The 25,508-nt window shown below is 41.0% G+C and carries 22 protein-coding genes; 9 read left to right on the forward strand and 13 right to left on the reverse strand.

The window, feature by feature from the left end; translation table 11 throughout:
- Positions 1-148: 148 nt before the first annotated feature.
- Complete coding sequence (locus tag L6494_RS25820; protein ID WP_237990617.1) at positions 149-2,023, reverse strand: bifunctional serine/threonine-protein kinase/formylglycine-generating enzyme family protein; 1,875 nt, start codon at positions 2,021-2,023, stop codon at positions 149-151.
- 90 nt (positions 2,024-2,113) lie between these two features.
- Positions 2,114-5,026: a DNA polymerase I gene (gene polA / locus L6494_RS25825; protein ID WP_237990618.1), complete on the reverse strand. Its 2,913-nt coding sequence runs from the start codon at positions 5,024-5,026 to the stop codon at positions 2,114-2,116.
- A gap of 210 nt (positions 5,027-5,236) precedes the next feature.
- Between polA and L6494_RS25830 the strand changes: the two genes are divergently transcribed.
- On the forward strand, positions 5,237-5,941 hold the full coding sequence (locus L6494_RS25830; protein ID WP_237990619.1) for a choice-of-anchor E domain-containing protein: 705 nt from the start codon (positions 5,237-5,239) through the stop codon (positions 5,939-5,941).
- Positions 5,942-6,111: 170 nt separating this feature from the next.
- Here the strand turns inward: L6494_RS25830 and L6494_RS25835 are convergent, their stop codons facing one another.
- Together L6494_RS25835 and L6494_RS25840 are read right to left on the reverse strand one after the other, a co-directional pair.
- Positions 6,112-6,582: a hypothetical protein gene (locus L6494_RS25835; protein ID WP_237990620.1), complete on the reverse strand. Its 471-nt coding sequence runs from the start codon at positions 6,580-6,582 to the stop codon at positions 6,112-6,114.
- 128 nt (positions 6,583-6,710) lie between these two features.
- Entirely contained in the window at positions 6,711-7,502 is a 792-nt protein-coding gene (locus tag L6494_RS25840; RefSeq protein WP_237990621.1) for a hypothetical protein, read from the reverse strand.
- Between the two features lie 81 nt (positions 7,503-7,583).
- Here L6494_RS25840 and L6494_RS25845 point away from each other — a divergent pair, with 81 nt between their 5' ends.
- The 4 genes from L6494_RS25845 to L6494_RS25860 all read left to right on the forward strand — a co-directional run bounded on the left by L6494_RS25845 (position 7,584) and on the right by L6494_RS25860 (position 11,909).
- Positions 7,584-8,759: a sigma-70 family RNA polymerase sigma factor gene (locus tag L6494_RS25845; RefSeq protein WP_237990622.1), complete on the forward strand. Its 1,176-nt coding sequence runs from the start codon at positions 7,584-7,586 to the stop codon at positions 8,757-8,759.
- Positions 8,760-8,893: 134 nt separating this feature from the next.
- Positions 8,894-10,069, forward strand: a complete 1,176-nt coding sequence (locus L6494_RS25850) for a DUF1822 family protein (protein WP_237990623.1) — start codon at positions 8,894-8,896, stop codon at positions 10,067-10,069.
- A 71-nt stretch (positions 10,070-10,140) separates the two neighbouring features.
- Positions 10,141-10,608 carry a DUF4870 domain-containing protein gene (locus L6494_RS25855; protein WP_237990624.1) on the forward strand — a complete coding sequence of 156 codons (468 nt, stop codon included), beginning with the start codon at positions 10,141-10,143 and terminating at the stop codon, positions 10,606-10,608.
- 197 nt (positions 10,609-10,805) lie between these two features.
- Positions 10,806-11,909 (forward strand): Gfo/Idh/MocA family protein, encoded by a 1,104-nt coding sequence (locus tag L6494_RS25860; protein WP_237990625.1) that lies wholly within the window; start codon positions 10,806-10,808, stop codon positions 11,907-11,909.
- A 23-nt stretch (positions 11,910-11,932) separates the two neighbouring features.
- On the opposite strand, the gene L6494_RS25865 is transcribed toward L6494_RS25860, so the two are convergent.
- The 3 genes from L6494_RS25865 to L6494_RS25875 all read right to left on the reverse strand — a co-directional run bounded on the left by L6494_RS25865 (position 11,933) and on the right by L6494_RS25875 (position 13,692).
- Positions 11,933-12,124: a hypothetical protein gene (locus L6494_RS25865; protein ID WP_237990626.1), complete on the reverse strand. Its 192-nt coding sequence runs from the start codon at positions 12,122-12,124 to the stop codon at positions 11,933-11,935.
- A gap of 89 nt (positions 12,125-12,213) precedes the next feature.
- Positions 12,214-13,059 (reverse strand): ModD protein, encoded by an 846-nt coding sequence (modD, locus tag L6494_RS25870; RefSeq protein WP_237990627.1) that lies wholly within the window; start codon positions 13,057-13,059, stop codon positions 12,214-12,216.
- Positions 13,060-13,158: 99 nt separating this feature from the next.
- Complete coding sequence (locus tag L6494_RS25875) at positions 13,159-13,692, reverse strand: rhodanese-like domain-containing protein (RefSeq protein WP_237990628.1); 534 nt, start codon at positions 13,690-13,692, stop codon at positions 13,159-13,161.
- A 565-nt stretch (positions 13,693-14,257) separates the two neighbouring features.
- Here L6494_RS25875 and L6494_RS25880 point away from each other — a divergent pair.
- Positions 14,258-14,587 (forward strand): hypothetical protein, encoded by a 330-nt coding sequence (locus L6494_RS25880; protein WP_237990629.1) that lies wholly within the window; start codon positions 14,258-14,260, stop codon positions 14,585-14,587.
- A gap of 132 nt (positions 14,588-14,719) precedes the next feature.
- Here L6494_RS25880 and ilvB read toward each other — a convergent pair whose 3' ends face one another.
- From ilvB to L6494_RS25895, 3 genes are all read right to left on the reverse strand, one after another.
- Positions 14,720-16,618, reverse strand: coding sequence for a biosynthetic-type acetolactate synthase large subunit (gene ilvB / locus L6494_RS25885; RefSeq protein WP_237990630.1), 1,899 nt, complete (start codon positions 16,616-16,618; stop codon positions 14,720-14,722).
- 273 nt (positions 16,619-16,891) lie between these two features.
- A complete protein-coding gene (locus L6494_RS25890; RefSeq protein WP_237990631.1) occupies positions 16,892-18,157 on the reverse strand; it encodes an MFS transporter in 1,266 nt (421 codons plus the stop codon).
- Positions 18,158-18,468: 311 nt separating this feature from the next.
- A complete protein-coding gene (locus tag L6494_RS25895; protein WP_237990632.1) occupies positions 18,469-19,119 on the reverse strand; it encodes a hypothetical protein in 651 nt (216 codons plus the stop codon).
- Positions 19,120-19,388: 269 nt separating this feature from the next.
- Here L6494_RS25895 and L6494_RS25900 point away from each other — a divergent pair, with 269 nt between their 5' ends.
- Positions 19,389-20,507: a ferrochelatase gene (locus L6494_RS25900; protein ID WP_237990633.1), complete on the forward strand. Its 1,119-nt coding sequence runs from the start codon at positions 19,389-19,391 to the stop codon at positions 20,505-20,507.
- Positions 20,508-20,602: 95 nt separating this feature from the next.
- Here L6494_RS25900 and L6494_RS25905 read toward each other — a convergent pair whose 3' ends face one another.
- Entirely contained in the window at positions 20,603-21,166 is a 564-nt protein-coding gene (locus L6494_RS25905; protein WP_237990634.1) for an alpha/beta hydrolase, read from the reverse strand.
- Positions 21,167-21,454: 288 nt separating this feature from the next.
- Entirely contained in the window at positions 21,455-22,912 is a 1,458-nt protein-coding gene (locus L6494_RS25910; RefSeq protein ID WP_237990635.1) for an MFS transporter, read from the reverse strand.
- Between the two features lie 92 nt (positions 22,913-23,004).
- Here L6494_RS25910 and L6494_RS25915 point away from each other — a divergent pair, with 92 nt between their 5' ends.
- Positions 23,005-23,514, forward strand: a complete 510-nt coding sequence (locus L6494_RS25915) for a phosphoribosyltransferase (RefSeq protein ID WP_237990636.1) — start codon at positions 23,005-23,007, stop codon at positions 23,512-23,514.
- Positions 23,515-23,558: 44 nt separating this feature from the next.
- Here L6494_RS25915 and L6494_RS25920 read toward each other — a convergent pair whose 3' ends face one another.
- Positions 23,559-24,947 (reverse strand): RNA-guided endonuclease InsQ/TnpB family protein, encoded by a 1,389-nt coding sequence (locus L6494_RS25920; protein ID WP_237990637.1) that lies wholly within the window; start codon positions 24,945-24,947, stop codon positions 23,559-23,561.
- A 66-nt stretch (positions 24,948-25,013) separates the two neighbouring features.
- On the opposite strand from L6494_RS25920, the gene tnpA reads away from it, so the two are divergent.
- On the forward strand, positions 25,014-25,427 hold the full coding sequence (gene tnpA, locus L6494_RS25925) for an IS200/IS605 family transposase (RefSeq protein WP_237990638.1): 414 nt from the start codon (positions 25,014-25,016) through the stop codon (positions 25,425-25,427).
- The last annotated feature ends 81 nt before the right edge of the window (positions 25,428-25,508 follow it).

Raw genomic sequence — 25,508 nt, forward strand, 5'->3', positions numbered from 1 at the left:
TAAATTTTGAACTTCGTGTATAATGGTCTTGATATATAGACACTACATTTAGAAAAATTTTTTTCCGCCTGACGGCGGGGGAATAAGAAGGGAAAAGAATAAAAAGTGCAGAGGGCTAAAGGGCAAGAGTGTAAAGGGTAAGGAATCCTCACGCCACAGCCACAGCCACCACGCGAAAACCAAAACTGATGTTACGATTCGCGCGCGCGTACCTAAGGCGAGCGTCAGAACGGCAAGCCCAGGCATCGGAGAACCAACTACCGCCACGCAGCAGCCTTATGTTATTATCGCTACCTATTAACCACGCGCTACCATCTGTCGGCGCGCCTTGGTAGCTATTATTGTGTACATCTTGACACCATTCCCAGATATTACCACACATATCATATAATCCGAAAGAGTTCGGCGGAAATATTCCTACATTTGTTGTTTGTTGACGATATTCACCTTTGGGTGCTGAACCGTAGGGATTGTTACCGCCATAATTAACTAAATCTGGGGTGATGGTTTCCCCAAAATAAAAAGGTGTAGTTGTCCCCGCTCGACAAGCGTATTCCCATTCCGCTTCGCTAGGTAGCCTGTAGGTTTTTCCTGTCTTCTGGCTCAATTTCTCACAAAATTCTACCGCATCATCCCAACTTACTTGTTCTACAGGTCTTTTCTCTCCTTTGAAGTTAGCAGGATTTGTCCCCATGATGGCTTGATACTGTGCTTGGGTAATTTCATATTTCCCCATGAAGAAGCCGGGAACTGTCACCTGTCTCTGGAGACTTTCATCTGATTCTCGGTCTTTCTCAGTTTCCGGTGAACCCATTGTAAATGTTCCCCCTGGTATCTGCACCATTTCTAAGCTGACACCATTCCCCAAGTCTTCTGTAAAGTATCTTGCTTCCTCATTACGGCGGTTGGTGATTTTCCCTTTTGCATCTACCGTCACCGTTTCAAATTGAAAGGTTTGTAAGCTACTGGAGGGAATGCGAAACGGTGTAATAGGAACTGAATTAGACTGTGATAGGCGCGGTACTACAATTGCTAAACCCAACCCAGCACCCGCAAACCCCACAGTTTTTATTATCTTTCGCCTTGACCAGCTTGGTGTGATGATTTTTGTTGGTGTAGCTGATGGCGGTGGTGGCGGTACTTGTCGCTGTTGTGGCTGTGGTATAGGTACAGTTGGCGTTACTTGTCGCTGCTGTGGCTGTAGTGATGTAATTGCTGCTAACGCCTCCACTGCTGAAAGATATCTATCCCGAAAGTAATCACTCACCATCTTATTTAACACATCTGCCAACTTCTCAGTGACATTTGCCAAATTCCGCCAAATTACCTCACCGTCAGTAGGGTCTTTTGGTAGTTCATTAGGTTGTAAGCCAGTTAAAGCTTGAATCCCTAACATCCCCACTGCATAGACATCGCTGCTTAACTTTGGTTGTCCGGCTGCTTGTTCACTGGGCATATAACCAAGACTACCAATGGCAACGCTAAAACTTGTTTGACCTTGGGTGTTCACCGTCATGGTGTTTACTTCTTTAACTGCACCAAAGTCAATCAGGACTATCTTACCATCTTGACGGCGACGCATTAAGTTTTGCGGTTTGATGTCACGGTGAATAATGTTCTTTTTATGAACTACTGCTAATATTTCTAAGATTTCTTGTAAAAGTTTAGTGACTGCTATTTCTGTTAACTTTTCACCGGGAATAATTTCATGGCTTAAGTCTACGCCATCTACAAATTCTTGCACTAAGTAAAATTCGCCGTTTTCTTCAAAGTGGGCGAACAGTCGCGGTATTTGGTCGCTATCATTACCTAACTTATATAAAACCTGCGCCTCACTATCAAATAATCTTCTGACAATTTGTAAGACTGCGGGGTCAGAGTTAGGTTTAAGGTGCTTGACTACACACTTTGGCTGTCCGGGTAAGTCTATATCTTGAGCTAGGTAAGTATCGCCAAATCCACCACTACCGAGGATTTTGATAATTTTATAGTGGTTGCGGAGGATGTCACCGGGCTGAGGCATGGTTTTTGAGTTTATTGTGCCAAATTTCTGGGTGTTTGAGCAAGTCAGATCCCCGACTTCTTTGAGAAGTCGGGGATCTAGTGTCCAAAACTACTTTGTTTCCATCCAGTTTTCACCGGCTCTTACTTCTACTAGCAATGGGACACTCAAATTTACTGCGCCTTCCATGACTGATTTAATTTGTGGTTGTAGTTCTTCCCACTCATCAGGCGGAACTTCAAAGACTAATTCATCATGAACCTGTAATAATAACCGTGCTTGATAGTTTCGTAAAACTTCATGGATTTGCACCATTGCAATTTTGATGATATCTGCACTCGAACCTTGAATTGGCGCATTGGCGGCGGAACGCAGTAAACCTGCATCGTAAGCACCTAAATTTTTTAATTTACTCAAGTTAATATCTTCTGGGTCGCTACCTTTGAGTTTGCGTAAACTGTTGATGGTAAACTCAAAATAGCGGCGACGACCGAGGATAGTTTCCACATAACCTTGAGATATCGCTTGTTTTTTCACTCCTTCTAGATAAGCGAAAACTTGCGGGTAGCGATCGTTAAACCGTTTAATAAATTCATTAGCTACGTTTTTATCAATTCCAGTGGAACGGGAAAATTTCAGCGAACCCATGCCATAAATTACACCAAAATTAATAGTTTTAGCTACTCTGCGTTCATCGGCTGTAATATCTTCTTTTTCAAAGACTAACTTTGCCGTTACAGTGTGAATATCTTCATTCTGCTGATATGCTTTTACTAAAACTGGTTCTTGACTCAAATGTGCCAAAATTCTTAACTCAATTTGAGAGTAATCAGCAGCCACCATTAACCAACCTGATTCGGGTAAAAATGCTTTGCGAATTTGCCGACTAAAAGCTGTGCGAATGGGTATGTTTTGTAAATTAGGATTAGAAGAAGATAGTCTACCGGTTGATGTTGCTGTCTGATTAAAATTAGTATGTACTCTGTGGGTATCTGGTCTGACTAATGCAGGTAAAGCATCTACATAAGTAGACTTTAATTTTGATAAAGTACGATACTCAATAATGGCATTAACGAAGCCAGTTTCATCAACTTCTTGCAGTTTTTCTAAAGTGGCTGCATCTGTAGAGTAACCAGTCTGAATTTTCCGTGAATATTTGGTACTCAATCCCAATTTTTCAAACAATATATGACTCAATTGTTTAGGAGAACCTAAATTAAATTTTTCTCCAGCTAATTCAGTTGCTTGTTCATGTAATCTTGCTAAATCTATTTCTAATTGCTGGGAAAGTTCTTTTAAGTAATCTGAATTAATGCGAAATCCAGTATATTCTACTGTTGCTAAAACTTGTTCTAGTGGCTGTTCTACCTCTGTTAATAACTGAGATAAAGCTGGAATTTTATCTAATTCCTCACGCATTTTTGGCACGAGTTGCCATGTTGCATACACTTGCAAACAACAATAATGAGCTACACCTACAATATTTATATCCGCAATGGTTTTACCTTTGGGAACTAACTCACCATAGTTTGTTAATTTTAATCCCAAATAACGCAAAGCTAAATCAGTCAGATTATGGCTAGTGTCTGGATTTAAAACATAACTAGCTAACATAGTGTCAAATACGATTCCTGCTAAGTTAATGCCTTGAGTGCGAAAAACTAAGCGGTCAAATTTACCATTTTGGAAAGTTTTGGGATAATCAGCACTTTCTAAGATTGGTCGTAGTGCTTTGAGTGCTAAATCCTTATCTAAATTTTCCCCTGTTTTGTGAGAAATGGGAATATAGGCTAATTCATCAGGTGCAGTTCCCCAGCAGCAGCCAATACCTACTAATTCAGCATCTCTGGGTTCTAAATCGCTGGTTTCCGTGTCCCAAGCTACAGGATTTTCTGGGTTAGTGAATGTCTGTAATATCTGAATTAATTCTATTAGTTTAACTTCAGTATTAATGATGCGCGGTTGAATGGGTGAATCGGTGGGTTGAGAAACATTTGCTGTGTCATCAGCACTGAAAAACCACAAATCTTCATCTTCTGCATCTGTGGTAGGTGATGCTGTGGTAATTTCCTCAACTTGTCCGCCAAACTTTTGCTGAAGTTCGTTGATTTTATTTAAATAGAAGTGAAATTCTAACTTTTCTAAGATGGGAGTCAGCAGGCTATGATCAAAACCTTTGAATTTGGAGTCTTCCAAATTCACTTCAAGGGGAACATCTACAACTATTTTGGCTAAATAGCGCGATTTTTCCGCATTTTCTTTGCCTTCTACCAGTTTTTTCTGGGTTGCTTCTTTAATTTTATCTAATGCTGCGTAAATCTGATCTAGGGACTCGTAGGAATTTAGTAACTGAACGGCGGTTTTTTCCCCAATACCCTTGACACCGGGAATATTATCTGATTTATCCCCACACAAGGCTTTAAAATCAACAACTTGTGTAGGTAAAATACCAAGTTTTTCTTTAACTTGTTCTGTACTGAATTCAGTGATAGTATTGGTCGAACGCTTGAGCGCATCAGGACTAAAATTTAAGACAGTGATTTCCTTCGCTGGGTCGATGAGTTGAAATAAATCGCGATCGCCTGTTAAAATTTTCACCTTATACCCAGCAGCTGTGGCTTTCTGCGCCAATGTTCCCAATACATCATCTGCTTCATAACCAGGCGCAGTGTAAATTGGCAGATTAAAACCTTGCAGTAACTCGTGCAGATTTTTCAAGTCTAAGATAAAATCCTCTGGGGTTTCTGCACGGCCAGCTTTATAGGTATCGTCAGCTTCGTGGCGAAAAGTTGGTAAACCCAAATCAAAAGCCACAGCCATTGCTTGCGGCTGTTGTGTATCCATGACTTCCAAGAGTGACTTGAGAAAGCCAAAACATACACTAGTAGGAATCCCCGTTTTAGTACGCAGTCCGCCATCTCGTCCTTTGGCAAACGCAAAGTAAGAACGATAGGCTAGGGAGTGTCCATCTATCAGGATGAAGGTGGGACGGGTAGAAGTGATAGAAGCAGAAGTTTGAGACATAGCAATATTGTAGCCAGAACCTTGTCCCACAAGAACAAAATAAGTAATGAGTAATGAGTAATGAGTAAATACCCAGCACTTATTTTTAATAACTTTTGTAAAATCTTTACAAAAAATTAAGTATATTCCACAAGCCTATTTATAAAGTTTCAGAGTTAGAAATAGGTGAGTAATCCTGCTGGCAATCAATTTTTAAGAAGATTATCACCCATGACAACAACACTTTTTAAGATTCTAGGAACTGCTACAACATTGGCAGGAATTATTGTCAGTGCTGGTTCTGCAAACGCTGCTTCCCTGACAAAAACAGCTAGCACTAGCTTTGCACCCACAAACATCCTTAATCAATCTATTGGTATTGAACAATTTAACACGTCTCTCGGCACTCTCCAAAGTGTAACTATAGACTTTACTGGTGACATCAAAGGAGATGCTGGCTTTGAAAACATAAGTCCAAATCCTGCTCAAATAAACGTTTCACTTGGTGGTAAATTAAGTTTATCTCTCAACAACCAGTCTCTATTAACACTAGAGCCGGAAAATGTTTCTAGCTACGAAACTGGTGCATATGATGGCACAATTAATTTTGGTGGGACTTCTGGACAGACAATACCTGGACTAATGGCCTCGCAATCGGGTACTTTTGCTTCTACTGATAGCCAGTTTTTACAGTCCTTCATCGGTGCTGGTAATGTAAACTTCATATTCTCAGCTTTAGGCAATTCAGTAGTTGGAGGTTCAGGTAATATTAGCTCTTTTGTGGCTACATCGGCTAAAACGAGTATCCGAGTTACGTATGAGTATGACTCTACTCAGTCTATACCTGAAGCTTCTGCTGTGTTGGGATTGGGTCTAATTGCAGGTATTGGTCTATTATCACAACACAAAAAAGGCTTGTTCAAAACAGCAAATTAATCAGATTCAATAAGAGAATAACTGTTATTGCCTTCCCTACGGGACGTTGGCGAAGCCTTCTTGAAGAGTAACGATCGCATGGACTCACTCTTAGTTAGAGATTTTGCGATCGCTACTCTTTTCTCGCAATGATATACAAAAAAGTGGGATGCTCTCGATCTTTTTCAGAATTATCTATTTGGGCTAAGTGGTAAACGTTTAATCGGTACGTTAACTACTGGGATTTTTTGAAAGTATTCACGAGAATAGTAGTTTTGCCTACCACTATTATCTAAAAATTGCGTGTAGCTTTGTACCATGATTTGTTTACCAGCATAGCCTAAACCTAAAAAGGTATTAGCAAAGCCCTTATTGTAATTAGCTGAACCATAACCATGATTAGTATCTTGGACATTAACACCATAGGTAGCTAATGGTGTAGTACCCCAATCGCAATCTGTAGGTTGACATTGACCAAAGACCCGAATATTTAATTGATTGCTACCAGCAGAGGTAATCACCAAGCGAGTAATACCGCGAGTATTAGCATCTTTATTTACCCAAGTGCCAACAAAATCACCAGGTGCAGCTAAAGTAGGACTAGCCAAAGCAGCAGTTAAAGCTACACTTGCAGCAGCAAGACTCAAAGCACGTTTTATCATTTTATTCACACTCCATTTAATATTTAATAGCTGAATCCTGATATTAATTCTTGTAGATAAATATCAGGCATTCAAAATGATTAATTAGTGAAAATTTGAATTGGGAATTTTAACGAGTTAATAATTGATTATCGCCAGTTTTCACTCCAAGCACCTGTCACATCAAAACCACCAGGAACAGGTGTTAAGTTTAATGAACCCCAATCAAAGGTGTTACAAAATGTACCGAAGTTATTGTCACAAATATCACCAGCACCATAACCATTAACAGAACGTGTTCCTACATGAGAATAGGTAGAACCGCCCCAATTACCGTTACCAAACCAAGTGGTGTTTTTCAGACCACCCCGCAGAAAACAACGCAAGCCATCACCATTACTACCTGAGAGGCTAGAAACCTGGTATTCATCGAAATATCCGCCACAGGTTTTTGGTCTGGGTAAAGGGTTGTAATTAGTGCTTCTGACTAATTGCCATTCTTCATTCCATGCACCGGTAACACGAATTCTTGAACCACCACCCAAGACTTGTACACTTAAATTTCCGGGGAAGTCGCCGTTAAAATATTCACCATTACCGTGAATATCAGAAGCAAAACCAACCAAATTGCGGCCTCTGTAGATGGCTTGTCCTACGTGACGATAGGTTGAACCGCTCCAATTTCCTTCACCATACCACGCCAATCTGGGAACTCGTGTACCTGGTTTACCTTCGCTAAATTTGACGCAACGGATACCATCACCTTGATTACCATTAAGAGATGTGACAACGTAAGTACGCAGATGCGGGCCACAATTAAAATTTTGATTTTGAACTAGCTGGAAGTTTTGAAGTATTGGTACTTGGGCTAAAGCTGTAGTTGCCGTAGTTAAGGCTACCATGCCCCCAAGTGTTAAAGATTTAAATCCTAGACGAAACATGATACTTTTTCCTTGTAGTAAAGTGTGTGCAGGTGTTGTTGAACACCTTCTGTTGTCCTATAGGTCGGCTTCTAGTTTTTTATGCAACCTCGGCAAAGCATCATTGAAATTTTTTCAACTTTTGTGCAGTTCGATGCCGATCGCTTCAGTCGGTGGGCGATGGAATCGCGCTTGCGTCGCAGCATTCAAAGTTGTCTCCACCAAACCCCCAAGGAAATTTCGGAACACTTTTGGGCGTTGTATTGGTATAAATTTTTGCAAGTTCCCGAAACTCAATCCTTAGCCAAGCAACATCTGATGGCTTATCTGCAAGAACCCTGTTATTGGACATCCCAAAAAACAGCCGCTAGTTTTACTAGTACGCAATACAAGCTGTCAGACTGTTTTCAAGTAGCGATCGCCCAAATTGATCGAGTCCTCAAAGGATTTAATCCCAGTCAAACCAGCACGCTGAAAAACTACGCTAGCATTATCTTTGGTAGTGCGATTCGGGAAACCCTACGCCAACGCCAGGAAGTTGATATCTGCACCGATTGGGGGCTGTTACGCAAAATCAGCCAAAAGCGATTGGATGAATCTTTGCAAAATGCTGGTTTGTCCCCAACAGAAATTCGGGCTTACATCCAGGCTTGGAGTTGTTTTAAAACCCTGTATGTGCCTACAAAAGCGGCTAACTCACGCCAATTATCTCGCCCAGATGATGCAACCTGGGAGGCGATCGCTAAAGCTTATAACTCCCAAAATACCCCAGCAAGCAACCCCCAAACTATCGAGAAATGGTTATTGAATGCGGCTAAAGCTGCACGCAAATATTTATATCCCAACCTAGATTCTCTGAATGTTACTAAGGGTAGTGATGATTCCTTTGAGATTTTAGATAATCTTCCTGGTACAGAACAGCCATCTTTAATTCAAGAAATTATTATCCAGGAGGAAGAACAAGCCAGAAATTCACAACAAGTAGAAATCAATCAAGTATTAGTTAAGGCAGTTTCTCAACTAGATGCTCAATTACAAGAGATTTTAATTTTATACTACGGTCAAAAATTGAATCAGGATGCGATCGCTCAACAATTAGACATCAAACAATACACCGTTTCCCGACGACTCAGCAAAACTAAGGAAACTTTATTGCGATCGCTAGCAAGTTGGAGTCAAGATACACTGCATATTTCTCTAACACCAGACATACTCAAGGGTATGAGTACGTTGATAGAAGACTGGTTACAGAACTACTACAATGTCTCGCACCCCTAAACTATGCTAAAACCGTCAAAAATTATTTATTAAGATTTGTAGATTTTTACGTCTGTTCGAGAAATAGCTAATTATCCAAAATATTCTTAATTCTTAATTTTGAATTTTGAATTGATCCCCCCGGAGTGTCCGTCATGACTGCTAACCCTACTGTATTTACATTTGCTGACTCAACAGACTTGATTTTAGAAATCCCTAATCAACCCCAAAATCAAGTAAATATAGCCAGTCAGTCCTTTTCACATCCTAGTTCCTGGTATCAAGCCTATTTAAACGAAATTTGCTTGAGTGCAGTCTTGCCGTGGTTGCAAGAAGATTTTACACGCCAAGCAAAGGTTTGGCCTTATACCAATTCTCTAGCCAGCATTTGGGAACTGGTAAATGGAACTGCCGTCACTCTAGACGTAACTAGATTTATTTTAGTTCCCAGTGAAAATATTGATTTAAGTGAATTACGTGTACCCCAAGAATGGGTAGATTTACCAAGTTGGGTGGGGGATTATTATTTAGCGGTGCAAGTAGAACCAGATGCTGGCTATGTTAGGGTTTGGGGTTACTGTAGTCATGCACAACTAAAAAATCAAGGTAAATATGACGCAGGCGATCGCACTTATACTTTAGATGCGAGTGATATAACCACTGACATCAGTGTATTACCTGTAGAATTACAATTTTGTTCCCAGACAGCCACACGCAGCCAACTTGCAACTTTACCCACTCTACCCCTAGCCCAAGCCCAAAACTTAATTACCCGTTTAGGAAACCCCGAAGTTATCACCCCCCGGTTAGCAGTCCCTTTTGAATTGTGGGGGGGACTAATGGAACATGGAGGCTGGCGCAAAAGCCTATATGAACGCCGCCTAGGGCTACCAGAACAGCGTTCAGTAGTGCAATGGTTGCAAGAGAGTATTTCCCAAACGGCTGAGGCGATGGGTTGGGGTAGATTGAACTTACAATTAAGTGCAGCCGGCGCGAGGAGTGTAGAAGGAATACAACCAGGAGTAACATTATCGCGTAGATTAGCGATCACTGGTCAAACCTACGAACTATTAATTTCACCCCAAGGCGAACCAGAAGAACCATCTTGGCGGTTTGAGTTAAGAAATGCTACTGTCGGCGCAGTCATTCCTGGCGGCTTTAAACTCAGACTCCTCACCGAAGACTTACAACCATTTCCCAACAATGAAGATATAGCCACAACCGCCGTAGAACAACTTTACGTCGAAGTTACCCTAGATGCTGGCGAAGGCATAGTTTGGCAAATAGAACCCCTACCAGAAAATTATGACCAAGAAATTTTAAGATTCTAAGCTGTTGGGAGTCTTTTTTTATTGATAATGTGGATAAACATTCTTTCTCTGTCCACATGAGATTACAAGCTATGAGAGAAAAATACAACCAACAAATGCGTGTCTGGGCTATGTTGTGTCATCTCTCAGCATTGTTAGCATGGATACTATTATTTGCCTTAATTTTATTGGGTATTCCCTTATTTATACCCCTAAATATTGCCCTCCCGCTAATCATTTGGCAAATGAGAAAAATCAAATATCCCTGGGTTGACTTTCAAGGAAAAGAAGCTTTAAATTTTCAAATCACCTTAACTTTTTACATTGTAATTATTGTCATGATTTCTTTATCAGTAGTCCTAGCTAGCTGTGGTATTGCCTTAGCTACCAATGGTGAAATCAATCAAATAAATACAGTTTTAGACAGCTTATTATTTATCTGGATGTCCTTTATCGTCGCCCTCTTTATATTACAATTATTCCTAGTAACCTTCGCTGCCACCAAAGCATATAACGGCGAACATTACCGCTACCCCTTCACCATGAGACTCTTAAAGTAGTAATCGTATTTCGCACATACTGCAAAGCAGAACCCCCAGGGTAAGCAAATATAATCTAGCTTTACCATTAACTAACAATCTAAACCCATCCCACATTTATGCAACACCAAAGAAAAAACTCCTCTTTCTCTCTGCGCCTCTGCGCCTCTGCGTGAGATAATAATACTCTTATTACACCCAGCCAAAATTTATAATTAATGACTTTAGAATTACAAAATAAAATTGGCATAGCAATTGTTGGCACTGGATTCGGTCAAAAAGTCCACATCCCCGCATTTCAAGCCCATCATCGTACAGAAATAGTGGCGATTTATCACCGCGATATTAATAAAGCCAAAGCCATTGCCGAAGCTAATAATATTCCCCATGCCTGCGACACAATTGCTGAAATTTTAGCCTTACCAACAGTACAAGCAGTCAGCATCTCAACACCGCCCTTTCTACATTATGAAATGGCAAAACAAGTATTACAAGCAGGGAAACATTTACTACTAGAAAAACCCGTAACTTTAAATGTTACAGAAGCCAAAGAACTGTATCAATTAGCCAAAAAACAAAATGTAATTGCTACCGTAGACTTTGAATTTCGCTTTGTACCCGCGTGGCAACTTTTCGCTGAATTATTGACATCAGACTATGTAGGCAACCAACGCTTAATTAAAATTGATTGGTTAGGTTCTTCCCGTGCTGACACTTCCCGCCCGTGGAATTGGTATTCATCTCAAGAAAAAGGCGGCGGTGCATTGGGTTCTTTAGGTTCTCACGCCTTCGATTACATTTACTGGTTATTTGGCCCAGTCAAGAGATTAAACGCCCATTTGACTACTGCTATCCCCGCACGAGTTGAACCGGCTAGCGGTGAATTAAAGCCAGTAGAAACAGATGACACCTGTCTGTTGTCCTTAGAATTAGCTAACGGTACACCTTGCCAAGTCGCCATCAGTGCCGTAGTTCACGCTTCCCGGACACATTCGGTAGAAGTGTATGGCGATCGCGGTACTCTAATCATAGGCAGCGACAACCAAAAAGATTACATACATGGCTTTAAAGTCTGGGGTTCTCACCCAGGCGAACCCCTCCAAGAAATCGAAATTCCCCAAAGATTACTATTTCCCCAACATTACCCTGATGGACGCATTTGTGCATTTTTGCGCGTAGTGAATCAATGGATACAAGGAATTGACACTCAGCAGCAAACAATACCATCCCTAAAAGAAGGCATTTACTCACAGTTATTAATGGATTTATCCCATAAATCCCATAACACCTCAACCTGGGTAGAAGTACCAAATTTTACTTAAAAATACTCCGCGCCCCTCCGCGTTTAAACATCAACATTTAGCTGTTCTATATGTCTAGCGGCTTTCTCCCACAGCTTTGCCGTAATCTCATCCTGCCAATGACTTCTGAGATTTTCAGCTTTTTTGTGGCATATTCGCTCTAACATCTCTAGAATTGCAGCTAATGTCAACTTATCTATTAACGCTTCTAAAACATCCATATCATCTGTTTTCATCGTACTCACTCGGTAGACATCCTTGATTTATCTCTCTCTCCTAAACTTACGAGAAAAGATTGAAGAACTTGTGAGGAGATACTTATGAATTATGATGACATCTTCGCCGCAATATCCGCCGGCTTACCAAAATAGAGAGAACTAGTAACCAATAAATCTACCCCAGTGGCGGCATATTCCTGGACATTATTCAGTGTAATACCGCCGGCGGCTGCAAGTTTAACATGAGGATACCGTTGTTTAAGATTCTGGGCTAGCTCCTTGAGTGTACCCAGTGACATCTTATCAATTTGGATGATATCAACTCCACTTACTGCCACTACCAAAGCATCTTCTACCGTTTCCACTTCAATACAGATTTTATGTTCTTGAAATCGCTGCTTCAGGGGTGTTATCTGTTCTAGCAATCCAGACAGACCCCCCATATAGACTAAATGCTGCTTGAAAATCAGAATACTTTCCGAGAGTCCTAGGCGATGAGGTAGCGCACCACCCGCAACGATCGCCTTCATCATTAATGCTCTAGTTCCTGGAAATACCTTGCGCGTAGTCACTACAGAAATAGCCGGATTAACAATTTTTGCCGCCTTCACAAATTCATTGGTGCGCGTCGCTATTCCTGAAGTATACTCCAGCAAATTTAAAGCTATTCTCCAGGCGATGTGTAGAGACTCTGCACTACCTGTAGCTGCCAAAATTAATTGATCTGCCTCTAAATGAGTACCACTTTCTACAGAGAAATGTGCTTTTGCTCCACATTTTTCTATCACCCTCACCGCTTCTTCCGCAGCGCAGACAGTCATGGGGTGGCGAGTATAAAATTCTATTTTCCCCTGTTCCTTGCCAATACCCAATCCCAAGGTTGTCAAGTCAAAATAGGGAACATCTTCTGCAATTAAATTGGTAATTGCCTCATCAGACAAACAAATACGCATAGTAGGCTTTAATGATGGCGTGTGGAGAAAGGGAACATTTTCTTCACTTTATGCTCAGTCAGAGTTAAATGTCTGTGCCGTTTTTTATTTTTTGATAATTTATGTAGCCGAAGTCGCTAATGGTTGATTTGCTGCCTTCCAACCGTTGATACTGGGGGGAAAGCCTCGTACATTGTCATAACCCAAAAGGCGTAAAGACATCACCGCCATTGCTGAACGATAACCAGAAGTACAGTAGATAACGACAGGCTGATTTTGGGGAATTTGTTCAAGGTTCTGAGTCAGTTTTGGCAAAGGAATATTAATAGCATTACCAATATGCCCAGTTGCATACTCAGAAGGCTCTCGCACATCAATTAAAAGAATATGATCTTCGTTGATCAAACGTTGCAATTCTTCTACATTCCCCACGGTGTAATAGCCTCTGGGGATGGAATTGAGATAAGTATCCAATGCCGTTTTTACATCTGAATTTGAATTAACCACTGCTGTTACTTTTGTAGTTGGGGTAGATAAACTTTTAGTCAATGACAGGGGAAATGCTAACGCTGACGAATGATAGCCGATATCAACCAGAAGATAGATAAATAGCCCTAATCCCAATAAATTTGCCATCCAATTTTGTTTTTTCATTTTCTACACTGTAATACTTTTTTGCTATATAACAATATAGTAATACAATTGATTAAATTAAACCACAAAAATTGTTAAGAAAAGTAACAATTTTTGTGGTTCGTAGTAAGGACTAAAGTCCTGATTTTTCTAAGGACTAAAGTCCTTACTACAAACTTGCTTATCCATCAATTTAAACTTGACGCACTAGTTAGAGTAGTCCGTGCTGAGTTAAATTTTGTACTTGCTAGTTATTTCTATTAGTTCGTATCAGGTTGATAACATTGCCAACCGATAAACTTAGCACTACCATAAACAATACCTTCGTTAAAATTTAGAATCATCAGACATAAAAAAAAGCCTAAATCCTCAAAAACCAAGGGTTTCAGCCTATGAAAGTTAGATTTAAATCCATAACTCAAAACTTCCATGTTACGTAGTTTTTTAACAGAATTAAAGGTATTGAGAAAAACTCAGTAACACAATCATGATGGTACTTATTCTGAATCAACTATCCTTCAAAGGATGTATTAACTTTAAGTTTTTTAGCAACATCCCGTAAAATATTTTTAATCTTGAATTGCTTATGCCTTTTTACCGAGTTAAGACAAATCAGCAACAATTACCCCGTTTAAATCAACTGACCAATGACATACCCCCTCTACTGCGAGATGAGTCTGAAGAAATTGATGCAGATTATGAAGTAATTGAGTCAACTATATTAATTAGTTCTTTCCCTGACTGGTATGTTGAACAAGCCCAGCAGAGTATGCGGGAATTAAATTTTGATTTGCATTTAGCAGTCTGTGAGGTAGAAATAAAAAATGGTATCACTGCGAGTTTAGAACCTATCCCGCCACCTGAATTACCACCAGATACGACGATTTATAATTTAAATACCATCTTGGATTCGTAATTCGTAAGTAGAACGGCGAAATAATTAAAGGTTTGTAGTAAGGACTTTAGTCCTAAAAGAAGGACTAAAGTCCTTACTACGAACTGGGGTTCTATGGTTGGATTTGAGAGACTTGGCTAGAACAAAAACTAGTTACAACTTAGTCCCGCACTCAGAACAGAAGTTATAGTTTGGTAAGTTTTTCGTCCCGCAGTGGCTGCAATAGATTGGTTCTACATTTGCTTTTGGTGGTTGCTTGGGTAGACCAACCATCTGAGCATTACTCTTACCAGGAGCTACCATTGGATAGCAGTTTTCGTCTCTGGTGACGTGAACATCCAAAATTACAGGGCCATCGTAGGCTAACATTTGAGCGATCGCATCTTTTAATTGCTCACGCTCAGTTACAATTATCCCCTTAATGCCGTAGGCTTGTGCCAACAGTTCAATATTTGGCATCCCTACTTCCATATTTGAGGATGAATAGCGTTCGCCGTGGAAGGCTTGTTGCCACTGGCGTACCATCCCTTGCCAACCGTTGTTGATGATTACGGTCTTGACATTAATGCCATATTGTGCAGCAGTTCCCAATTCTTGCAAACACATTTGGAAACTGGCATCACCACTAATACAGATGACTTGCTCATCAGGAAAAGCTACCTTCGCACCAATCGCCGCAGGTAGACCAAAACCCATTGTTCCTAAACCTGCGCTAGAAATCCAGCGTCGAGGGCCATTCTTGAGGAATTGTGCTGCCCACATTTGGTGCTGACCAACATCAGTAGTATAGAAAGCGTGGGGTGCTTGGCGACCAACTTCAGAAATTACCTCTTGAGGTGGGATGCTGTCAGGATGTTGGGGGACGACTAAAGGATATTCTTCTCGCCAACGATTAACTAAATTCAGCCATTCTATATTTTGGTTGGGTGTGGTTTTTGCGCCTGCTTGTTTACAGCGACGCAACAAGTCAATTAAAACTCTCCGCACATCACCAACGATGGGTACTTCCGGGACGCGATTTTTACCGACTTCTGCGGGGTCGATGTCGATGTGAATGACCTTAGCACGGGAGGCGAATTCGTCTAATTTGCCGGTTACACGGTCATCAAACCTTGCACCTACACAAAGGAGCAAATCACAATCCGTCACTGCAAAGTTAGCGTAAGCAGTGCCGTGCATCCCCAACATCCCCAAAGATAGGGGATGGTGTTCATCAAAAGCACCGATACCCATCAAGGTAGTTGTGACGGGGATATTAAATAACTCTGCTAGTTCTTGAATTTCTGCATGGGCGTTAGATGCGATCGCACCACCACCGACGTAAAGTAAAGGACGACGGCTTTCTTGAATTAGTTGAATTGCGGCGTTGATTTGCCGGGGATTACCCTTCACCGTCGGACGATAACCCGGTAACTTGACTGTACCTGGTTCTACAGGCACATAATCAAATTCTTCAAAGGCCACATCTTTAGGCACATCAATTAAAACTGGCCCTGGACGACCTGTACTAGCAATGTGAAACGCCTCAGCTACAGTGCGTGCCATATCAGCCGGGTCACGCACTACATAGGAGTGTTTGACTATTGGTATAGTAATGCCGTAAATATCTGTTTCTTGGAAAGCATCTGTACCGATCATTTTCCGAGGTACTTGTCCTGTGACAATTACCATTGGAATCGAATCCATGTAAGCCGTAGCGATACCTGTCACCAAGTTAGTCGCCCCAGGGCCGGAAGTACCGAAGCACACACCAACTTTGCCAGTTGCGCGAGCATAACCATCAGCAGCGTGAGCCGCGCCTTGTTCATGCCTGACGAGAATGTGCTTAAGACTACCAGTTGCTTCTACTTTGTACAGGTCATCATAAATCGGCAGAATTGCTCCACCGGGATAGCCGAAAATATACTCAACACCGTGGCGCAGGAGGCTATCCAGTAGCGCAAAACCACCAGTTGCCCGTTTTGGGGTTACAACTGATGAAGTAGAGCTGGCAGACTGGGTGTGTTGCTCTGTTTGTGAGGGACTAGTCGGGGAAGGCAAGCTCACAGTCACGATCAAACCTCAGAGGATAGCTAAGTTAATATGGAATTTCTGTATTTAATATGTCAATTTTAGTGGAAAACTTCAACTAAGTTATAACTGAAATTTCTGTCTTTAGAGTGTAGCTGATATATCAATATCATGCTTAGGACTTGACTACACAAGATAACCCATGATTTTATTTTAGGGCTGCGGCGGGTAATATTAGTTAATTTTCCCTGACTTATTAGGGGACAGGGGACAGGTGACAGGGAAGGAAAAAACCTAATGACTAATCACTAATCACTAAATTACATCTTGCAAAACTCGACGGGTGTTTTTCCATGCCCAAACGCCGACGGTTGCAACTACAAAACTCATACCTATTAATACAGTTCTCAAACCTAGAGCATCAGTTAATGGCCCAGTAATAGCTAAAGGTACTGCTAGGGCAATGTTCACTGCATGATTTTGGAAGCCGAACACCGTACCATACATTGTGGGTGGTGTTTGGTGTTGAATTAGGGTTTGCATCGGTACACCGATTAAGGAAGCACCTATACCTAACAATGCACAAAGTCCTAAAGCTAGCAAGAGACTGTGAGTAAAGGTGAATACGCCTAAAACCAAAGCCATCACCAAAAATCCGATTAGGGGTAGGGGTTTGTGATGAAATTTATCTCCCCAGTGACCTAAAATAGCTGCACCTAACACCATACCTACCCCGGCTGCTGCTAAGAAAAAGCCAAATTGTTTTTCTTGTAACCCAAAATCTGCTGCTAATCTAATTGCCAAAACCATTAAAGCTGCAAATACACAATATAAAGTAGTTAGTTGCAGCATGGCATTCAATACCAGACGATTTTTTTTGAGATAGCGCAAGCCTTCCTTTAAATCAGCCCAAGGATCAATTCCTGATCTGCGATCGCTCACAGATTTGTGTTCTGATTTAAAATCAACTAACTGAAAGGCAATTGCTGACACTATATATAACCCACCCACCACTGCTTCTTGACCATAGACTGCTCCCAACCAAGACTTCGCCAAACTCAATATTGGTTCTCCAATAGCGAAACCAACAATTAAAGCCCCCATCATGGTGCTACTGTACAGAGCATTGGCTGCCATAAAATTTTCTTTGCGTACCAACACAGGAATCGCCGCCTGTTCTGCTGGGGCAAAAAACTGTGCTAAGGCAGAAATTGCAAAAGTCAGGACTAAAAACAACAGAAATTCTTTTGGTGAAAATGCTATTAACAGTACCAATATGGCCTGTAATATATTTGAGCCAACTAGAATGAGCTTTTTCGAGAAGCGGTCAACAAAAATACCACCAGCAGAACCCAATAAAATTGCAGGTAGAGTAAATGCCACCATCAAAATTGAGTACATGGAGTTTGCTGCTAAACCCGGAAGTGGTGGGTAATTCTCCAGCAACGCCACCATTAAGACAAAGAAGACTTTATCTCCTAACTGGGATAACAACTGTCCCATCCATAGGAGCATAAAATTTCGATTTTTTAGCAGTGCGCCAAACCCATTATTGACGGCAGCTGGTTCAGTTGGAAACATGGGTCACTTTGGTATTTTAACTAGGGTAGATGGGGACAAATCAATTCAAAATTCAAAATTCAAAATTCAAAAACTGGGGATTGGGGATTGGGGAACTCGGGGCCCCCTTTGGGGATAAGGGGTAATGGGGATTGGGGATTATTTACATCCTTTCGCTTACTTTGTTTGCCCTATCACCTGTAACCTGTCACCTGTAACCTGTAACCTGTCACCTATCACCTGTCACCTATCACCTGTCACCTGTCACCTGTCCCCTATCACCTGGAATATCCTTTATTTCTCACTCCTGTGTGCTTATACTGTTTTCCGGACTATTTCTCTTCATACCGTTTTAATAATAAATGTAGAAATTCGGCTGCTGTTAGACGGGTTTTTGGGGTGGTAATTTCACCTTTGGAGGAATCTACCCACCAGCCTTGTACGGTTTCGGGCGATCGCCACATGGTTAAATGATCAACTGGTGGTTCTGCGTAAAAGTTATCTTGCCCACTACCGAGTAATAATGAACTCCAATGAGTAAAATAATCATGGCTAAGACGATGAATGGGAAAATCTCCCCATAGTGGCACTCCCCATCCGTCGATAGCAATAAAGGCTTTGACATGACCTCCCATCATTTGCCATTGTGTAGCAGCCGCGATCGCTCCAACTACACCAGCACTAAAGCTGATGAATATAACTGGCGATTTTAGCCTATTGTGCAGGCGATCGTGCAGAACCTGCCAAATATGAAATCCTGATAAAGCTAAAACCCCTTCCACCGGCACAACTAATAAATCGGGAGTGGGGGCTGGGATGTAGGGGTTTAAGAGTAAAGAGTTGTTATTTCCCTCTTTATGAGAAAGCACCTGTTGATCTCTATTTTGACTGATTGAGTGATCTGCGCCTGTATATAACCATCCTGAAATAAAGCTTTCAGTTAATTCTGTTTCATGGATTCCAGGACAAATAATTATAGTCATTAGTCATTATTTAAATTTCTTTATCTCCTTGTCTACCCTGTCACCTGTCACCTGTAACCTTTCACCTTCTCCCCAGTCTCCATTCCTTAACCCTCTTTAACACTCGGTATCAAGTAATAACACTAGTATGTCTTTTGATGTATTCTTGTCAATTTTGTGGTTATCCTATCCCCCCGGATGGGATAATAGGTTACTAATTAGAGTGAACTCCAGCTTTGTCATAGCTGCTGATTTAGCTCTGAATTCTGGTTTATATTGAGGAACTCATTGTGGTTGCCACGCCGGAAAAATTACAAAACACCCAGGAACATTTATCAACTCACGACCGAGTAGCAGTGTTGCTCATGGGGTATGGTGAAGTCGAAAGCTACGAAGATTTCGCCAACTACAACGAACAGGCGTTAAATCTACTTACAGCAAAATTTGCACCTGTACCAACCTGGATTTATCCACCTTTAGCAAAATTATTGGCATTATTTGACCGCCACGAGTGGGGACACCAACACCACGATTTTATCTCCCCCCACAACGCCATCTTTGAAAAGCAACGCGCTGGTCTTGAAGAAATATTACAAGCTCAATGGGGTAATAGCATCCAAGTTTTCAAAGCCTTTAATTTTTGCGCTCCTTTTTTACCACAACAAGTTCTAGCAGAAATTAAAGACCAAGGCTTCGATAAAATCCTGATTTACCCACTACTAGTAGTTGATTCTATCTTCACTAGTGGGATTGCGATGGAGCAAGTGAACAAGGCTCTAGCTGGGATGACTGATGGTGAAAACCATTGGGTAAAAGGACTGCGTTATATTCCGTCTTTTTATAATGAGCCAGAATATATTCATTTGATGGCGCATCTGGTTGAGGAGAAAATCAACGCTGATTTAGCAGCCGCCTATTTACCTTCTCAAATCGGTATTGTGTTGATGAATCATGGGTGTCCTCATAAAGCCAAAGGATTCACCTCTGGTATTGTCGAAAGTCAAACATTGTATGATTTGGTGCGGGATGAGTTAATCAATCGCTATCCTCTAATTTCGGTAGGTTGGCTGAATCACGACACACCGTTAATTGAATGGACACAACCAAATGCAACACAAGCAGCCAATAACTTGATTCAATTAGGTGCAAAAGCAATAATCTTTATGCCTATTGGTTTTGCCACAGAAAACCACGAAACTTTATTGGATGTACACCACATTATTCATGCTTTAGAGAAAAAGTATCCCGATGTGGATTGTGTACAAATGTCTTGTGTTAACGACCATCCAGAGTTTTTGGCAATGGTTGCACAGTGGGCAAATAGTCACATTGCTGAGTTACAAAATCAGCAAGCAGTGGCAGTAAATCCACAGATAGCTATTAATCATCATCACCATCACCATCATTAAATCGGGTAGTCAAAAGGTTAAGGTATAGGGTGTGGGTAAAATAGTCTTAGACTACGCCCCATACCCTTAAACTTTTTGCGATCGCTGATTAACTTTTAACCTGTAAATCCGAAGATTTTCGCTAAGTCGTTAAGTCGTTGATAAACAGGGATAATCTTTTCTCCTTGCAGTTCGACGGTAGCCTCTGGATAATTACGAATAGCTCCAAGTAGGGTAACTTCACCATCTTGCTGAATAGATGCAGTTACAGCACTTCGGAGTGCTTTTTGGTCTAGTGGTTTTGCGGGGGGACGAACTACTTCCCCAATTTGAGAAACCAAAATTGGGCCTGTCCAACTAGAAAGCAAACTATTTAAAAGAGCAGGATTAGCTTTGATTCCATCTTGCAGTGCTTTACGAGCTAAATCTGGGTCTTGTTGAGATACCTGGAAATAAGCTAAGAGGGCTGGTGTAGTTTCACCAGTGGCTGCAAATTGATTTAATTCTTGAACAGAGATGGGAGTTTGAAAATTGCCATATTTTAAAACAACTTGTTCCGCAGCATAAACATGAGTATTTGAGAGAAAAACCCCAATGCTCATTCCTAAAGCTGCTGTTTGAGCAAATAATTGCTTGAATGGATATTTGTGAAGTTGCTGCAAAAGTGAAAAAATCTGCATCTTGTTAACCTTCCTAGTAGCTAAAGCGGACACAAGCTTAAGAATATAAACTGTGATTTGGGGCAATACATTTACTAGGTTATCTAAATAAATTAGAGTTTTTCAGAAATTATGTTGCGCTGAAAAAAAATCAACCATTCCTTTGTGCATCCATACTGAATAATGATTCTAGACAGTATATTGTTATAGGTTTTATCAATCCATGTAAAGGAAAATACAACTGTCAACGGAGATATCTTTGCTCAGTAGATTGTGGACTAATTTCTAGACTGTACCTGAAGTTCGGAACTAGAGGTTATCTCGCTGTTGTCGGCGTGCTTCGAGTTTGAGCATAATCTCTGCGTGCATCTCACGGGTGATGGGGTAGAAATAGGTTAAGACTAAGCCCAAAATTAAACAGATGGTGGGTAAGGGGCCAACGGCGATGCGAATAGCTAGTAAGGCTGATTCAGGTTGTATGGGTGGTGGACTTTGACCGGCTACAGTTTCTTGAAAACCGGATGCTTGCAAGGCGTTACCTACTAAAAATAGCCCGAAAGCTAAACCAAATTTTTGCAACAACACCATAAAGCCATAAAAAATCCCTTCCCGGCGTTGTCCGGTTTGGAGTTCATCTAATTCAATTACATCGGGAATCATCGACCAGGGAACTAAGTAAGCTGTGGATACGCCAACACCGGCCATGATAGCCATGACATACATCAGAACTATTTGACCAGGTTGTAAGAAAAAGAGTCCGGCGGCGGCAATTATCCATAAACTCATACCTAGGAAATAAACTAGTTTTTTACCAACTCTTTTACTCACAGCCGTCCAGACAAATAACATTAATAGGGCTGTCCCTTGAACTGCAATCATTACTGTCGGTACATCTGCGGTTTTGAGGGACATACAGTAAATGACAAAGAAAGGAATAATACTGGCGGTGATTTGTACGCCTAGCCAAGAAAATAGATAGATACCGATAACGAAGAGAAAAGGTATGTTGGTGAAAACAATTTTGAGTTGTGCAAAAAAGGGTATAGATGCAGATTCTTCAACTTGAATGCGTTGGGCTTCAAAAGCTAAGACGCGATCGCGCACGCCAAAAACACACCAATATAAAGATATAATGGAAATTACAGTACAAATTGCCGCTAAAACTATATATTGTTGTTGCTCATTGACTATCTGAGAAAAAACTACTTGCGCTAACAACAATGACAGAATACTACCACCAATAGAAAAGGCAAAGCGAAAACTATTCAGACTGGTACGTTCGTCATAATCTTGGGTAAGTTCTGGGGTGAGTGCGGTGTAAGGCAAATTCACCACAGTATAAAATACTTGGGAAACTACCCCAATCGCTACGTAATACCAAAACAACGCCCAAACGTTACTACTTTGGTTGCTACTAAATTGCGGTACGATCCACTGCAAGAAAAAAAAGATTCCGAAAGGAATTGCACCATAAAACATCCAAGGTAAACGACGACCCCAACGCCGTGATTGGGTTTTATCTGTTAGCACTCCCACAAAGGGATCGTTGACTGCATCCCATATTTTACCAATCAACAAGACACTACCAGCTAAACCTGCTGGAATCCCCGCGACATTGGTAAAGAAAATCAACAGAAAAAATATAGATATATTAGCGGTGATTGCGGGGCCTAAATCTCCCGCACCATAAGCTAGCTTGGTTTTTAAATCTAGTTTTTGACTGAGCTTATGCTTTTGGGGATAGTCATCAGCCGCAGAATCGTTCATAATGTTTTGCGCTCATACTAAAATAAGAAATTTGCGATCGCTTCGCTCACTCTAGGCATCGCCTTTAGTATCACCCATAAAATACTTACTTTATGCCAGACCTTTACGTTTCTTGGTCAGAATATCACTATAAAATTGAGCAACTGGCTGCTCAAATTTATCGCTCCGGTTGGGAATTTAATCAAATTGTCTGTCTAGCCAGAGGCGGACTCAGAGTTGGTGATATTCTCTCCCGTATATACCAAAAGCCTTTAGCAATTTTAGCCACATCATCTTACAGTGGACCTGGCAAACAAGAAAGAGGTAATTTAAGCTTTTCTCGTCATCTAACCATGACGACTGAAACATTAGGTTCGCGGATTTTACTTGTGGATGACTTAGTAGACTCTGGAATCACGCTCAAGGAAACTATTCCTTGGCTGGATGCAAATATCGACTCCCCAATTGAAGATATTCGCACCGCCGTAATTTGGTATAAAGCTTGTTCTGTCGTTGCGCCTAACTATTACATTGATTACTTACATGACAATCCTTGGATTCGTCAACCTTTTGAACATTATGAACAGATAAGTGCGGCGGAAATCGCGACTAAGGTGGGATGAGGGGACAAATGTTGACATCTCCCCCGGCTAGAAGCCGGAGGATTCTAAACTGATGTTGCTACGGGGTCTAAAAGACCCACTACGCAACGTTTGCGATATGATTTATTTAATCTCTTGAACAAATCAATTCGCTGTGGCACTGTCAAAGATGCCCTACCCACCTCGGCTAGGTCTAACCCTAACTGTGTGGCTACTTTTCTCATGATGTTGGCACTTCCATTGCAATCTGCATTGACAATGAAGCCATCACGACTTTTGTATAATCCTCGTTTTATCCTTTTCCCTGAAGCTTTCCACCCTTGGGGCTTTTCGCCGTGCTTGGGCAGGGAGTCGCAATCAAGAAAAGATGCCTTAGAAGTGTAAGCCTCCTCAGTAATTGTCAAAGTAATACCGTACTCAGGACAGATTTGTTTTAACCTCTCAATTAATCGACTAGTGGGAATAACCACAAAATTCTGGTTATTTCTTTTCCCCATATTGGAATTTTGCTTCTGTCCAGCATTCCAACCAATGACAATGTTACCCACTCGGTCATTAAGACACTGATTGATAATGAATCGGGCTGCTTTGTTAATCGCATCTCGCATCTGGTTATTCCGTTTGCGTTGTACTCTATCAAGGTTAGAATCCCAGTAAAAATCTGATTTCCCTTGCTTGTATTTGGCAACTAAACGGGAATATCCTTGATTCAACGATCTGAGTTTACGACCATCAATAATCAAACTTTTCCCACGAGTTGAGACACCTGTTAGCCAATTAGAACCACCGTGGTCAAAACTCCATGCTTGTGTGTAATCTAATTGGGGATTTTTTGCTATTGCTTCTTTGCCATCGTCAATCACCCAATCAATCCATAATTGCCCGAAATTTGGACGTACTGTTACTTCTTTAACCCAGTCAGAATCGATAAATTCTGGGAGATATAATCTAACCTCAGTCAGTAATTCTGGTTTACTTTCTTTACTGATTGAAGGCTTAAAATATCCCTCGCTAAAATTCAGAGCTTGACGCGGAAATGTGACAGCAGCCAAACCTCCCTTTTTGCGATATTTTGGCAGAGATGGTTTATCAACCTCGCCGTTGTAGTAAGCTTTCACCAGTCCGTTATAAGCTGTAATTGACTCGCCAACCGACTTTAACGTTTGTTGTGCAGATTGAGCCGCCATTGCTTTGTAATGCACGTTCTGCTTAAGAATCAAATCTAATTCAGGATAAGTTGTACTGCATCTATAAATTTTCCACCCACTACGTAATTCATCGCCATGCCAATAAGTAGTAAAAGCATTACCATTTTCTTGTAACTTAGCGTAATGAATTTTCTTGGTTTCGTACAATGCACAATTTATCAAGCTATTAGCATTCTCACACTGATTCAACCAAAAGGCTGTTTCTTCGTCATTAAATTTAGCTCTAATTGAACAGGTTTTATACACTTGTTTTAGCCTCCTGTATGCTTTACTATAATTGTTGTCAGAATATAAGTCAACAACATTTATTTAGTGGCTAAACTATCACCATCAGACCACGAATACAGACGCACAAGTGGCTCAGTTTCATCTCTGAACTACCATTTTGTATTTGTTCCAAAACGGAGAAAAGCGGTGCTAATAAAAGAAGTCGCACAGCGTTTGCAAGAAATCATATTAGAGTTAGTAGTTGAGCATGAGTGGAGACTTATCGCTTTAGAAATAATGCCTGACCATGTTCACTGTTTTTTAAATGTTCCGACCCATGAATCCCCTGCTGATGTGGCAAGATGGATTAAAGGCAGAGCATCTCATCATCTAAGACGCGAGTTCCCGCACCTAAAAAAACTTCCTTCCCTCTGGAGTCCTAGTTACTTTGTTGCTTCAACTGGTGCAGCAAGTACAGAAGTTGTGAGAAAATATATTGAAAATCAAAAAAGCAATTAAAACTAAAATGCCTGATAAATCAGGCAAATAGCTTTCATCCCCCGGCTAAAAGCCGGAGGTTCTCAGCATAGGTACGATAGC

Source organism: Nostoc sp. UHCC 0870 (assembly GCF_022063185.1).
Taxonomy (GTDB): domain Bacteria; phylum Cyanobacteriota; class Cyanobacteriia; order Cyanobacteriales; family Nostocaceae; genus Trichormus.

Excerpts from the sequence above, each read along its gene's own strand:
- polA (WP_237990618.1), bottom strand. The coding sequence starts at position 5,026 with ATGTCTCAAACTTCTGCTTCTATCACTTCTACCCGTCCCACCTTCATC.
- L6494_RS25840 (WP_237990621.1), bottom strand. The coding sequence starts at position 7,502 with ATGTTTCGTCTAGGATTTAAATCTTTAACACTTGGGGGCATGGTAGCC.
- modD (WP_237990627.1), bottom strand. The coding sequence starts at position 13,059 with ATGCGTATTTGTTTGTCTGATGAGGCAATTACCAATTTAATTGCAGAA.
- L6494_RS25830 (WP_237990619.1), top strand. The coding sequence starts at position 5,237 with ATGACAACAACACTTTTTAAGATTCTAGGAACTGCTACAACATTGGCA.
- L6494_RS25915 (WP_237990636.1), top strand. The coding sequence starts at position 23,005 with ATGCCAGACCTTTACGTTTCTTGGTCAGAATATCACTATAAAATTGAG.
- L6494_RS25845 (WP_237990622.1), top strand. The coding sequence starts at position 7,584 with ATGCAACCTCGGCAAAGCATCATTGAAATTTTTTCAACTTTTGTGCAG.
- L6494_RS25910 (WP_237990635.1), bottom strand. The coding sequence starts at position 22,912 with ATGAACGATTCTGCGGCTGATGACTATCCCCAAAAGCATAAGCTCAGT.
- L6494_RS25835 (WP_237990620.1), bottom strand. The coding sequence starts at position 6,582 with ATGATAAAACGTGCTTTGAGTCTTGCTGCTGCAAGTGTAGCTTTAACT.
- L6494_RS25855 (WP_237990624.1), top strand. The coding sequence starts at position 10,141 with ATGAGAGAAAAATACAACCAACAAATGCGTGTCTGGGCTATGTTGTGT.
- L6494_RS25865 (WP_237990626.1), bottom strand. The coding sequence starts at position 12,124 with ATGAAAACAGATGATATGGATGTTTTAGAAGCGTTAATAGATAAGTTG.
- L6494_RS25860 (WP_237990625.1), top strand. The coding sequence starts at position 10,806 with ATGACTTTAGAATTACAAAATAAAATTGGCATAGCAATTGTTGGCACT.
- L6494_RS25875 (WP_237990628.1), bottom strand. The coding sequence starts at position 13,692 with ATGAAAAAACAAAATTGGATGGCAAATTTATTGGGATTAGGGCTATTT.
- L6494_RS25880 (WP_237990629.1), top strand. The coding sequence starts at position 14,258 with ATGCCTTTTTACCGAGTTAAGACAAATCAGCAACAATTACCCCGTTTA.
- L6494_RS25820 (WP_237990617.1), bottom strand. The coding sequence starts at position 2,023 with ATGCCTCAGCCCGGTGACATCCTCCGCAACCACTATAAAATTATCAAA.
- L6494_RS25905 (WP_237990634.1), bottom strand. The coding sequence starts at position 21,166 with ATGCAGATTTTTTCACTTTTGCAGCAACTTCACAAATATCCATTCAAG.
- L6494_RS25850 (WP_237990623.1), top strand. The coding sequence starts at position 8,894 with ATGACTGCTAACCCTACTGTATTTACATTTGCTGACTCAACAGACTTG.
- L6494_RS25890 (WP_237990631.1), bottom strand. The coding sequence starts at position 18,157 with ATGTTTCCAACTGAACCAGCTGCCGTCAATAATGGGTTTGGCGCACTG.
- L6494_RS25895 (WP_237990632.1), bottom strand. The coding sequence starts at position 19,119 with ATGACTATAATTATTTGTCCTGGAATCCATGAAACAGAATTAACTGAA.